Origin of the sequence: Mesorhizobium sp. Pch-S (assembly GCF_004136315.1) — a bacterium.
Lineage (GTDB): Bacteria > Pseudomonadota > Alphaproteobacteria > Rhizobiales > Rhizobiaceae > Mesorhizobium.
Genome location: NZ_CP029562.1, coordinates 864,377 through 877,033 on the forward strand (window position 1 = coordinate 864,377; position 12,657 = coordinate 877,033).

A 12,657-nucleotide genomic window follows, 5' to 3' on the forward strand; every position below is an offset into this window, starting at 1 on the left:
GCCTACTTGAGCGAACTCACGCCATCGAGGACCAGCGACGTGACCATGTCGGCATAACCCTCGCGGTTGAGCGCGCCGCTCGGCTTGAACCAGGTGTAGGCCCAGTTGAGGATGCCGAACAGTGACATGGTGACGGGCGTGATGCCGGCGCGGGCCTTGCCGAGTTCAGGATTGATGTCGGTGAGCACATCGGAGAACGCCTTGACGATGCGGCGCTCCATCTGCTGCAGCTCGGTCTTCTGCGCTTCCGAAAGCGAGCCAGTGCCGTTGAGCAGGACCTGATGGAAATTGGCGGCGGTGCGGTAATTCTCCAGCACGCCGCCGATGAGATGACGCAACCGCTGCCGGGGCTCCAGGTCTGGACGATCAGCCTCGAGGATCGCCTGTTCGAGCTCGACCAGATGGGTTCGCCCGATGTCGAACAGCAGCAGTTCCTTGCTGGGATAATAGTGGTAGAGCAGCGCCTTGGAGACGTTGTTCTCCTGCGCGACCTGCGCCATGGAGGCGCGCTCCATGCCGAGCTTGGCAAAGACCGCGGCGGCGCCGTCGAGGATGCTGCGCCGTTTCTCGTCGAAATCCGCAGCTCTCGTCCTTGCCATCTTCCTATCTCTTTGTCCGGCGCATCAGATTTTAGGCCTGTTGTCGACGATCCGCCTGGCCTTGCCAGCCGAACGTTCGACCGAATCGGGATCACCGACCACGATCTTCGTGCTCACACCCACCACGCTCTTGATGTGGTGCGCAAGTTCTTTGGCGGAAGCAGCGCGCTGGGCGGCGTCCCCGGCGTGCGGCATGGCCTCGACATGAACCGTCATGTCGTCGAGGCGGCCGCTGCGGCTGAGCACGATCTGGAAATGCGGCGCGAGCCCCGCACATTTGAGCAGCTGTTCCTCGATCTGGGTCGGGAAGACGTTGACGCCGCGCAGGATCATCATGTCATCGGAGCGGCCGGTGATCTTCTCGATGCGCCGCATGGAGCGCGCAGTGCCTGGCAGCAGGCGGGTCAGGTCGCGCGTGCGGTAGCGGATGATCGGCAGCGCTTCCTTGGTCAGCGAGGTGAACACCAGTTCGCCCATCTCGCCATCAGGCATCACCTCACCCGTCTCGGGATCGATGATCTCCGGATAGAAATGGTCCTCCCACACATGCAGGCCATCCTTGGTCTCGACGCATTCATTGGCCACGCCGGGACCGATGACCTCCGACAGGCCGTAAATGTCGACGGCGTGCATGTCGAAATCATCCTGGATCTCCTCGCGCATGGCGTTGGTCCAGGGTTCGGCGCCGAAGATGCCGACCGCCAGCGACGACGAACGCGGATCGATGCCGATCCGTCGATACTCGTCCAGGATCGACAGCATGTAGGACGGCGTCACCATGATGATGCGCGGCTTGAAATCCTCGATCAGCGAAACCTGGCGCTCGGTCATGCCGCCGGAGACCGGCACCACCGTGCAGCCGAGTTTTTCAGCCCCATAGTGGGCACCGAGGCCGCCGGTGAACAGGCCATAGCCATAGGCGACATGGCAGATGTCGCCTGGCCTGCCGCCCGACGCGCGGATCGAGCGCGCGACACAGGTCGCCCACATGTCGATATCGTTTTTTGTGTAGCCGACGACGGTCGGTTTGCCGGTCGTGCCAGAGGAAGCGTGGACGCGCGCCAGCTTTTCGCGCGGCACCGCGAACATGCCGAACGGATAGGTATCGCGCAGGTCCTTTTTGACGGTGAACGGGAACTTCGACAGATCCGACAGCTGCCACAGGTCATCGGGATGGACACCGGCCGCGTCGAACTTGGCCTTGTAGTGTGGCGAGTTGCGGTAGGCATGGTCGAGCGTCGCCTTCAACCGCTTGAGCTGAAGCGCTGATATCTCGTCGCGCGAGGCGATCTCGATCGGCTCCAGATCACCCGGACGCGGAGACAGGTCTTCCATTCAATCCTCCCAGATCGTGCGGTACTTCCATGTCAGAGCGTCCTTTGCGCGTCCGAAAATGGACGCGCGATGCTCTATGCCGGCAGATGTGTTCCCTTGACTGTGCGCGAGTGGCCGCGGAACTCCGCCACCCGCTCGCCTTTCTGGTTCGTCACCGCGATGTCGTAGATGCCGTTGCGACCGGCGCGAGACACCTCGCGGGCACGCGCCGTCAGCCGGTCGCCGAGAAAGGCCGGTGCGACGAAGGTGACGGAGCAATGCTGCGCCACCGCGCGCTGGTTGTAGCTGTTGCAGGCGAAGGCAAAGGCGGAGTCGGCCAGCGTGAACATGTAGCCGCCGTGGCAGGTGTTGTGGCCGTTGGTCATGACGTCCGTCACCGTGAAGGAGACCGTCGCCTCGCCCGGCCCGACATGTTCCAGCTCCATGCCGAGATGCCGCGAGGCACGATCCTCCCGCCACATCGCTTCGGCCGAAGCCGTGGCAACAGCCTTCGGATCGCTCATATCGATCGTCATCTGCCCTTGAACTCCGGCGCTCGCTTGTCCAGGAAAGCGGCGACGCCTTCGGCGTAGTCGGCGCTGCGGCCGGCTCTGCGCTGCAGATCCCGTTCGAGGTCGAGCTGCTGGTCGAACGTATTGGCGGCGCTGGCATGGATGGCCTGCTTGGTCAGGCCGATGCCGAAGGTTGGCCCCGCGGCGAGGCGTTTCGCCAACGCAGCCGCCTCCGGCATCAATTGTTCGTCGTCGACGGCTTTCCAGATCAGCCCCCAGTCGACAGCGGTTTGCGCCGGCAGTGGCTCGGCAGTCAGCACCAGGGCCTTCGCACGCGCTTCGCCGAGCAGGCGCGGCAAAGTCCAGGTGCCGCCGGAATCCGGCACAAGGCCTATCTTCGAAAAGGCCTGGATGAACTTGGCCGATTTGGCCGCCAGCACGATATCGCAGGCCAGCGCGATGTTGGCGCCGGCGCCGGCGGCGACGCCATTGACCGCGCAGATGACGGGCTTGTCCAACGACCGGATCAAACGCAGCAACGGGTTGTAATAGGTTTCGATCGTGTAACCGAGATCCGGCGCCTCGGTGGCCTTGCGCGGGTCGCGATCGCCAAGATCCTGGCCGGCACAGAAGGCACGACCGGCGCCGGTCAGCAGAACGGCCCGGATCGCCGCATCATCGCGCGCCTGTTCAAGGGCAGCACGCAAAGCTTCGTGGAGCTCCGGATTGAAGGAATTCAGCTTGTCGGGACGGTTGAGCGTCAGCGTCATGACGCCATCGGCCACCGCTACCAGCAGCGTGTCGGCCACGGCCCGATCTGATTGGGTCACGTCATCTCCTCCCGGTCCCGCCAGCTCCTCCCCGGCGAAGAGGCTTGACAGTTACATAATCCGACCGGTCGGTCAATATTAAAGTCGATCGATGGGCGGACTTTGCCGGGCTCACAAGCGGCCATGCACCTGGCTACCAACGGCGCCCTCAACAGGGAGCCTCGCCGCATCAATTGCGGTTGCGCGCTCGCTCCAGGTCGCCCAGCGCTTTCAAGGCATCGCGATCACCGGTCGCGGCGGCGGCACGGAACACCTGCTCCGCATCGCCGAAACGATAGAGCTTGAGATAGGCGTAGCCACGCAGGATCATCAGGTTGATGCGTTCCGGCGCGATCCGCGCTCGCTCTTCCAGGGCCATCACCGTTTCGGGATAGCGCTGATGTTCGAAGGCGGCGAGCGCCTGTGTTTCCAGCAGCGCAACCCGGACCTCGACCGCGCGGTCCCGGCTCAGCGGCGCCTTCGATGAGGCAACCGCCGCCTGGTCGGCCAGCCCCGCACGCAGGTAAGCAAGACTCTGGCCATAGGCAGCGTCGCTGCGGGTCTGCCCCGTGCCGCCAAGCGCAACCTCGAACGCGGCTGCGGCTTCCAGCGGCCGGTTGATTTCCATCAGGCACCAGCCGCGCGTCAAAGCCTGGGTCGGCGTGAGACCTCTTGGGTCCTGAGTCTCGCGGCATCCTCGGGTCTTTGCAGGTGCAACACGCGCCTGTCTCGTTGGCGCGGCGCGCATGCCGAAGTCGGGAGCTGCCGGCGTCCGCGGCTCGCTGACCGCTCCCGGCTGAGAGCCTGGCTGCCGCAACGGCGGCAAGGCGGACGGAACTTTTCCGGTCTCGCGCGGCTTTGCTTCCGGCTCGCCGACCCTTGCGATGCGCTCCGAGCGCCCGACCCAGGCCCTCTGGATATCGCGAACGCCGGCATGGTCCGCGAGCTTCCAGCGCATCAGCGCAAGCCCATAGGCGGAAGGTTCATCGTCGGGCTTCCAGCCAAGCGCAAGCGCGAACCACTGCGTCGCCGTCTGGAACTGGTTCAACGCATCGGCATACCAGCCGAACTGCTCGGCCGAAGTCGTGTCCTTGGCTTCGGCAACGGCACGCGACATGCGATCCAGCACCTCTGCGGAAATCTGCGGCGGCGGTGTCAGGGCAAGCAGGTTGGCGACTGCGGCCAGGTAGACCTTCCGCGTGTCGTCGCTGGTGTTGCGCCATTGGAAAAGCACGCTCTCCGCCTCGGCGGGACGGCTGATGTCGACAAGCGCCAGGGCGAGCCCCTGTGCCGTTTCGGCGGAATTCTGCTTGTCATAGGCCCGGCGGAACCAGGTTTCCGCGGCCTGGGGGCTATCGCGGCGCAGATGATACCAGCCGAGCAGAACCGCGTCGGAGACGAGACCCTGGTCGTTGGCCAGCTTTTCGACCAGAGAGAGGTCCGCCGGCGCCACGACGAGTTTTGCATCGTCGCCGGCGTTGGCCAGGCTTTGCCGTGCGATGTCCGCCCGTAGCGGATCGAACTCCCCCTTGCCGTCCGGCGTTTTGCGCTCTTCGGCCAGCAGCTGATCGATATCGGTTCGCGGCAGCAAAGGCAGCGCCTTCTGCACCGTGGCAAAGCGCTCCTCGGGCTTGTCGCAGTTCTTCAGGACGTAAAGATAGGCATCGCGCGCGCGATCCTTGCGGTCGGTGCGGACAAAGGCCTCAGCCACGCGCCACAGGACGTCGACATCGCCGCAGGTCAGCAGGCTGGCATTGGTTGCGGCCAGTTGCACGACCTTGTCATATTGCTTGAGGTCGGAGGCGCCGATGAGCTGGTCACGCGCCTCCGCGACAGCCAGCCGGTCGAGCAGATCCTGCGGCACCTGCCAGCCGGGCTCGGCAGCCTGCCTGTCAGCAACCGCTTTCCTGACGGCGGCGAACTTGCCCTCGGAATAAAGCTTCCACATCGCCTCGAGTTGCAGGTCGCTCGTCGGCCCCGTTGCGAGCGGGTTCTTCGGCGGTAGCCAGTTCGGGTACAACGCCTTCAGCCGGGCAATTTCAGCTTCGAGCCGTTTTGTGTCTCCCTTGGCGGCAAAGTAGCGCAGCGCCGTTTCATCGACCTTCGCGGACTGTTCAGTCGTGCCGGAGGAAGAATTTCCGCCACCGGCCTGCGCCAGGACAACGTCCGCGGGAGTATCGGGCTCCGGCTCGGCCGGCTCGGTTTTGACCAGCGAAGAGGTGCTCTCTGAGCCCTGGCGCGGCAGGAACCGATCGACCAGACCCGGGCTGCCTAGGGCGACCGCCCCGAGAATGGCCACGCCGGCCGGGAGAAGGATGAGCGGCCTCATCGGTGCCTCATCCGGCTCGCTGCCGGCCGTGCGCGATCAAAGCCGCCGCTCCGCCGGTCCCGCTGTTTTCCCGATATGACAATCCGAACCTGTCGCCTTCTCTTCCGCCCTGCCCGGCTCCCTCCCGGAAATGTCGATGATTCGTCGAACAGGATCGAGCCGTTTTTCAGGCCGACCCTTGCCTGGTGCCGAGCCCACCTCATGATCGCCGCCCGGTCGAGCTCAGCAGGCCGGCTGTGGCCAGGCCCAGGACGATGGACAGCAGGGCAAGGACCAGCGCGTAGAACAGCGCGTTCGCCGACAGCCAGTTCGCGATGATCAGGCGGTAGTTGGAGATGGAGAAAGGTAGCGTTTCCACAAAGGCGGTTCGCGCCGCCGCCTGAACGGTGACCTTGGCATCCTTTGCATCGATAGTCGTGATGCGCCCGCCCAGTTGCCGCCAGACCGCCTGGTTGGTCAGCATGTCCATTCCCGAACGCAGCTTGCTGGCATCAGGTGCCGTAACCAGTGTCCAGGTTCCCGAGCCGCCGGGGCTGCTTTGCTGGGCGACGAGCAGCGTTGAGTTACCCGCCGGCGAATAGGGTGCATCGGTCCGCGGGATCAACCGAAGTGAACTGCCGGAGAGATTGAAGGTCCGGCTCAGCCAGTCTTCCAGTGCGCTGACCTGCCCGCGCCAACCGCTTCCACGCAGCTTGTCGCGCCATTGGTCGAAGGTGACATCCGTGTCCGATCGTGTCGAACTGACAGCCTCCCCCCACGCGGCCCGGCTGTCATCGGCGATACCGACTTGTGACAGCACGGCAGCAGGTATCTGCGACGCGGCTCCGACGAAGACGGCATCGCGATCGGTGATGGCTGCGGGTACCGCGGTGACATCGATCGGAATTGGTCGACCAGCCGCTGCCGACAACCGCGCCATCAGCGAAACCGCGGCAGACAGGACCTGCGGCTGGGCATTGTCCACGACCAGTGCAACCGGGCCGGCGGATCGACTGTAAGGAGCGCCCGTACCCGCGATCGCGGCCAGGTTCGGGGTCCTGCCGATGCGTGCGAAAGCCGGCATGACCATTTCAGAACTGTCGAACAGCACGAAGCGGCTGCTGGTGGATGCGGTGGCCCCCGGTGCGCAGACGGAATCGGCCTGGGTGCGCAGATCGGCCTCGATCGAGATCTTGTTATCCCCTGGCCGGAAATGACGCATCGTGACGTTGACCGGCAGGTGCCGCAGGATTTCTCCCCGGGCCGCGGTGATCGGTATCGTGGCGGCAATGTTGTCGTTGACATAGACGTCGATGTGGCTGCCGGGCAGAACCTGCTCGGAATAGGCGGCATCCAGCAGCAGCGTGATATGGCCATAGGAATCGGCGTAAAAATCGGAAGGCACGCCAACTGAAAAATCGGTCTTGAACCGCCGTCCGGAAAACTCCTGCGTCGGCACGCCGAGTTCGGAAAACCTTTTGCGGCCAGCATCGAAGAAGATCGGCACGTCCGGCATGCGCCAGGTCTGGGTGGCAAGGCTCGTACGCCGGCTTTCGGCAGGGCGATCCACCTGCTTGATCAGTTCGTCTATCGCCGAGTTGACCGCCTGCCAGTTGGGTCCGGTAATCACGAAGGTCGAAAACGCCCTGCCGGGCTCCTCGACCATCGCCGACACCGGGGTTGTGGACGCCCCCGCCGGCAGATTTGGCACCATGTGCTGGATCTCCGCCGCCGGTCCGACGATGACGGTGGCTTGCCCCGGACCAGCCGGCCGCCCCAATGTTTCACGCAGGTCGAAAGCCTGGTTTGGCATATTGGCCAATATCGCCAGCGCCTCTGCCAGCCTGACGACCGGCGCGGTTGCGACCGCCTGGGTCAAGGAAGGCACGACGAAGTTGAAGCTGGTCTCGCCGCGTTCGTCCACGCCGATGGCCCGAATGTCCTCGAAACTCTTCCAGCGCCCTGCCCCAGTCCCTTGGAAGGTGAGGAAGGTTCGGGTCGGATCGAACTGCGTCCACAGTTCATAGGTGGACTGGATCGTGCAGTCCGTACGGTGGCGCAGGCTGGCCTCAACCACGATTTCGTTGAACCCGGGCCGTAGCACTCCGGCAGGCAGAGCGGCATCGAGCTGCGCAACGCTGTTGGGAGATGATACCGGCGTGTCGATCAACCGGGTACCGTTGATCCACAGCTTCAGCCGGGAAGCCTCCGGCGCGACGACGATCGCATTCTGAAAGGCCACCTGCATGGACGCCGGCGACTCTGCTTCCTGCGGTGTCAGGTAGACTGCCCATGACCGCCGCGCCGTCTCTCCCGCCAGCACCAGTTCTCCAAAGGGTATCAGGTAGCGGCGCTGATTTTCGGCGCCAGGCAAGACAGCCTGGCTGCCGGTAGTCGGCCCTGATGGATCGGCCGGCTTCGCCGGTGCTGTCGGCGCCGGCGCTTCCGGCGACATGTCGAAGGGCAAGGGCTGTGCTGCTGCCGCCGCCGTCGACATGAAAAAGGCAAAGGCCGCATGCCGCCATCTCATGGCTGATGCCCCGCGGCTTCACCAGCAGCCTTGATTTCCGTCCGGCCCCGAAGGTCGCGGAAGAAATAGACCAAGCCGCGATAGGTCTGGAAGAGCGCCAGCCTGAGGAACCAGAACGTGCCGCGCAACAGGCCGGGATTGCCACGGCGCGACAGCTGGAATTGCTCCCACTGCCTGGAGTTGGCGAAGATCAGGTCGGCGACGAGCCTATGGTGCCGGGCTTCCTGCGGCATGTAGCGGCAGCCGATGGCAATGCCGTCGGTCGTCCGTTCGAAATTGCGGATCTTGACCGGCAACGCGCCCTCGGTGTCGTCGGCAAATGTCATGAACCGCAAGGTCGCGTCCGCTCCCTTGGCGAGGTCATCGAGTTCGGCGCCGGGCACCACGACACGCGCACCATTGGCGGACACGTTCTCGATCGTGCCCTTCAACCATTTTCCGTCGTAGTTGAAATCGCAGCGCCGGCTCACCTTGACGCGCCGTGTCGCGGCCCTTTCGCCGCGCTCCGAGACGACGCCAAGGGCGCATCCGGCCATGATCAGGTTAAGCAGGTTCCAGCCGCCGACGACCAGCGTGACATCGGCCTTGTAAGGTTCAGCGTAAACCTTGTAGGCGGTCATCGCGACGGCAGCCAGCAGCACCGCGAAAATCACGAAGAAAGGCCGCCCGATTTCGGAAAGCCGGCTCTGTGCGATGGACTCGTCCTTCGCCGTCACCTTGAAGGTCGGCTTGCTCGGATTGATCATGACGGAAACGACCGCTGGCAGCAGGTGTACCGTCTGCACATATTCATAGAGTTCGGAGATCCAGGGCCAGCGGAACGCGCCGTAGAGGTAGTTCTGCATCATCAGGTTCACGATCATATAGGCGAGCGTGTAGGCCATGAACTCGCCGCCGGACGCCGTGAATATCTGGAGATCGAAGAACAGATAGAAGAGCGGCACGAACAGGAAGATCGCCCGTGCGAACGGGAACAGCCAGAACAGCGTCGATGACATGTAGCAGAGGCGTTGCGGAAACGAGAGGCCGCGCTTCAGCGGCGGGAAGCGGAAGCGCAGGATCTGCATCATGCCTTGCGCCCAGCGGCTGCGCTGTCCGATGAAGGAAGCGAAGGTGGCGGGCTGCAGGCCGGCGATCAGCGGGCGATCGACATAGACGCTGTGCCAACCACGCGAGTGAAGCTCGACCGCCGTCTCGCAATCCTCGGTGATCGAGACGCCGCTGAAGCCGTTGGTCTCGAGCAAAGCGGCCCGCCGCAGCACCGCCGCCGAGCCACAGAAGAACGCGGCATTCCATTTGTCGAGACCACGCTGGATGACGCCGTAGAACATCTCGTTCTCGGAGGGCATCTTCTCGAACGTCCTGAGATTGCGTTCGATCGGATCCGGATTGAGAAAGAAGTGCGGCGTCTGGACAAGGAACAGGCGCGGGTCCTCGTCGAAATAGCCGACCGTCTCCTTCAGGAAATCACGTGCCGGCGCATGGTCCGCGTCGAAGACGGCGATGAGTTCCCCGGTCGAATGCTCCAGGCCGTTGTTCATGTTGCCGGCCTTGGCATGCTCGTTGCGTTCGCGCGTCAGGTAGCGTGCACCGAGATCGCTCGCCAGCTGCTGCAGTTCGGCATGTCTTCGCTGCGCATTGTCGGCCTCGGCAAGGCGATCGGAATTGCGCTTCTGCAGCGTGCCGCCGTCGTCGAGGAGCCAGACGGTGAAGCGATCCTTCGGGTAGTCCATCGCCATGGCGGCTGCGATGGTGTTCGCCAGCAGCGCCGGTTCCTCGTTGTAAGTCGGAATGAACACATCGACGGTCGGCAACCTGCCGTCGAATTTCGCGCGTGACGGCCGGGACGGCAGCGGTTGCGCAACCACGAACAGGCTCAGCGCCAGCATCATGACGCTGTACATCTCAGCGAGATAGAGCAGGATGCCCGGAATGAAATTTTCCGGCTGGTTGATCGGCGGCAGGGTGCTGGTGGTGCGCCAATAGACGTAGCGCATGACGATCGCGGTGCCGAAGGCGAGCGCGATCAGGCGCCAGATCCCGTCCGGCCGAACCAGCTTCAGGATCATCATCGCGAGGAGAACAGACAGTCCGGCGACCAGCTGCGTTTCAAGGCTGATGGGAAGCGTCACAAGCCCGAGCACGGCCACGGAGGCGATCGCCCACTGCAGTACGATCAACAACCCACGCATCAGACCTGTCTTTCCATCATTTTCAAACCTCGCCGCTGCGGTCATCGCGCGACACGCGGATTCGCCGCGCCTTCCAGGGAGCCGATTCCCGCCTCCCCTCAATCAATGACCGATGCAGGTCTCCGTTGCCTGCCTGCCCGCAGATATGGTTAGCGATTCCTTTCTCATTGTTTGCAATTGGGACTGGCCGGGTCACAGGGTGGAGGCGGCACGATCACCGCCGGCTGTACCGACGCCGGCGCGTTTTGAACCCGAACGGTCGGCAGCCTCGTTGCACCTTGCGGCGTTGCCGCGCCGGGCGGCGGAGGCACGACCGGTCCGGTCGCCTCCGGCTGCGTGGGCACGCGTTGTGGTGCGGGTGCAACCTGTCTCGGCCGCACGACTCGCTCGACCGCAGGGGCCACCGGCGTCGTCACCGTCGCGAACTTCTCCGATGCCGTCGGATAGACGGGGGCGCCGGACCTGCCGAGCGAAGCATCCGGTGCATTGACCTCGCCATAGGGGTTCCAGCCGCTCGAACGGAAGTAGGACGAGATGGTGAAATCATACATGGTCTGCAGGAGGCGCTCTTCCGGCAAGGCCTGATCGCACAGCCGCAACCTGATCTGGACAGAGCCCTTGTTGCCGATGAGCGTCTGCGTCGAACCGGTCGACGTCAGGCGCTGCCAGGCATAAAGACAGGTATCTCCCGACGATGAGCGCCCGACAGCGTAGCCGAAGGGGCCATAGCGGTTCTGCACGTAATAAGGCGATCGGGCCATGCGAATGCCAGGGAACAGCTGCCGCATCTCGGTGCCAATGTTGCTGGGCGGCAGGAACCCCGCCCGCAGTTCCGTCTGCCCTGCGGCCTTGCGATCAACCGGGCCGAACAATTGAACCCGCAACATGTTCTGGCCAGGAGAGTGCGCGGAGGTCGACAGCGCGATCTCCTGCTGAAGCGCGTTGGCATAGTGCCGTTCGATGATCCCGGTTATCGCCGGCCCGCCTGGGCCAGGATAGGCAAAAGCCTTTTCGGCTGAAACCATTTGCGTATCCGACAGCGAACCGATCTGGGTCTGCTGGGCACAGCCGGCCAGCGCAAGTCCCGTCATTATGCCGGATAAAACCAGCATAGGAGGCCGCACTCTTCCTGTCTTTGCTGCAGGCAGCCTGCTTTTGAGCAAAGTTCGCATGGTGGCGAAGCTAAGAGATTCGGCGCGTTCAACGAAGCGCGAAAGCCAACCCTTTAGCGGTTCATCACATTTTGATGTGACCTGAGTCGAAATTACCACATTCGACCGACAGCGCCGCCCGGTCGCCGCTATCCATCGGCGGAAGGTTATGTGGTCGGATCAAATCGCGGCCGCCGGTTCGTTTCTGGGTTCGCCTTCTAGGCAGATGCGGTTCCGGCCGCCAAGCTTTGCCCGATAGAGAGCCTTGTCGGCACGTTCATACAATCTGTCGAGCGTATCGCCGGGCCGGGCCTGGGCAATTCCTGCCGAAAACGTGTAGCCGAAGGCGGGATCTATGCTCAGCGGCTTTGATTGACGGACCTGCAAGAGCATCCTCTCGACGATGTTTTCCGCATCCGGAAGGCAGGCTCCTGGCAAAACGAGCGCAAATTCCTCGCCGCCGATCCTTCCCATGCTGTCGAGCCGGCGCACCATGCCGTGGATCGTTATGGCAAAGTCTCGCAACACGATGTCGCCGGCGGCATGGCCAAAGCGATCGTTGATGTTCTTGAAATTGTCGAGGTCGAGGATCGCCAGACAGCCACAGTTGTTGTCGGGCACGGCGGTCGCCCTTGCGATGATTTCTTCGGCCCGCGCCAGCACGAAACGGCGGTTGGGTATGCCAGTGAGCTCGTCGGTCTGGGCGACCTTGAGGGCAAAGTCGCGATCCTGCCGAACCTTGCGCTCCGTCGCCCTTATCGACGTGATGTCGCTGGCGATGCACAGCATCCATCCCTCGGTATCGACGGTTTCCGTCATCCAGAGCCAGCGCCCGTCGAAGAGATCCGTCTCGAAGGCGCGGAAACCAACCTTTCCGCGCCTGGCCTGGGTCGACACCAGCCATTCCTCGAAGCTGGCTGCCCGGATTATCGTTCCTCGCGACAGGGCAAAATTCCGACGCATGATGTCCGCCCAAAGCGGCATCTCGCCGGGATCGATGAAATACACTTCGCGGAATGCCCGATTGGCATATCTCAGGCGATCGGAACCATCATAGAGCGCCACCAGGGCACCGGAAATTTCCTGGACCTCCGATAGCCGAAGAACGATGTCTTCCATCATCAGTCGCTGCAAGTCCCCGCATCGAACAGTACGTTAGCATACTATCACGTGCGACTGGATTGCGTTGGTTTGATGTCAATCGACATGAACGAACCGTCACCAGCACGGCTCCTGCCCGTA

The 12,657-nt window shown here is 63.3% G+C and carries 9 protein-coding genes; all 9 read right to left on the reverse strand.

Annotation, left to right across the window (positions count from 1 at the left end):
• Positions 1 to 2: 2 nt before the first annotated feature.
• The 9 genes from C1M53_RS04095 to C1M53_RS04135 all read right to left on the reverse strand — a co-directional run bounded on the left by C1M53_RS04095 (position 3) and on the right by C1M53_RS04135 (position 12,534).
• Positions 3 to 599 (reverse strand): TetR/AcrR family transcriptional regulator, encoded by a 597-nt coding sequence (locus C1M53_RS04095; RefSeq protein WP_129411076.1) that lies wholly within the window; start codon positions 597 to 599, stop codon positions 3 to 5.
• A 24-nt stretch (positions 600 to 623) separates the two neighbouring features.
• On the reverse strand, positions 624 to 1,934 hold the full coding sequence (gene paaK, locus C1M53_RS04100; protein WP_129411077.1) for a phenylacetate--CoA ligase PaaK: 1,311 nt from the start codon (positions 1,932 to 1,934) through the stop codon (positions 624 to 626).
• A gap of 74 nt (positions 1,935 to 2,008) precedes the next feature.
• Entirely contained in the window at positions 2,009 to 2,449 is a 441-nt protein-coding gene (paaI, locus tag C1M53_RS04105) for a hydroxyphenylacetyl-CoA thioesterase PaaI (protein WP_129411078.1), read from the reverse strand.
• Positions 2,446 to 3,195, reverse strand: a complete 750-nt coding sequence (paaG, locus tag C1M53_RS04110) for a 2-(1,2-epoxy-1,2-dihydrophenyl)acetyl-CoA isomerase PaaG (RefSeq protein WP_165358313.1) — start codon at positions 3,193 to 3,195, stop codon at positions 2,446 to 2,448. Before paaG ends, paaI begins: the two co-directional genes overlap by 4 nt.
• 229 nt (positions 3,196 to 3,424) lie before the next feature.
• Complete coding sequence (locus C1M53_RS04115) at positions 3,425 to 5,563, reverse strand: cellulose synthase (protein ID WP_129411079.1); 2,139 nt, start codon at positions 5,561 to 5,563, stop codon at positions 3,425 to 3,427.
• Positions 5,564 to 5,762: 199 nt separating this feature from the next.
• Positions 5,763 to 8,072, reverse strand: coding sequence for a cellulose biosynthesis cyclic di-GMP-binding regulatory protein BcsB (locus C1M53_RS04120; RefSeq protein WP_129411080.1), 2,310 nt, complete (start codon positions 8,070 to 8,072; stop codon positions 5,763 to 5,765).
• Positions 8,069 to 10,264 carry a UDP-forming cellulose synthase catalytic subunit gene (bcsA, locus tag C1M53_RS04125; protein ID WP_129411081.1) on the reverse strand — a complete coding sequence of 732 codons (2,196 nt, stop codon included), beginning with the start codon at positions 10,262 to 10,264 and terminating at the stop codon, positions 8,069 to 8,071. Before bcsA ends, C1M53_RS04120 begins: the two co-directional genes overlap by 4 nt.
• A gap of 164 nt (positions 10,265 to 10,428) precedes the next feature.
• Positions 10,429 to 11,376 carry a cellulose biosynthesis protein BcsN gene (gene bcsN / locus C1M53_RS04130; RefSeq protein ID WP_165358037.1) on the reverse strand — a complete coding sequence of 316 codons (948 nt, stop codon included), beginning with the start codon at positions 11,374 to 11,376 and terminating at the stop codon, positions 10,429 to 10,431.
• Positions 11,377 to 11,595: 219 nt separating this feature from the next.
• Entirely contained in the window at positions 11,596 to 12,534 is a 939-nt protein-coding gene (locus C1M53_RS04135; RefSeq protein ID WP_129416015.1) for a sensor domain-containing diguanylate cyclase, read from the reverse strand.
• Between the last annotated feature and the right edge of the window lie 123 nt (positions 12,535 to 12,657).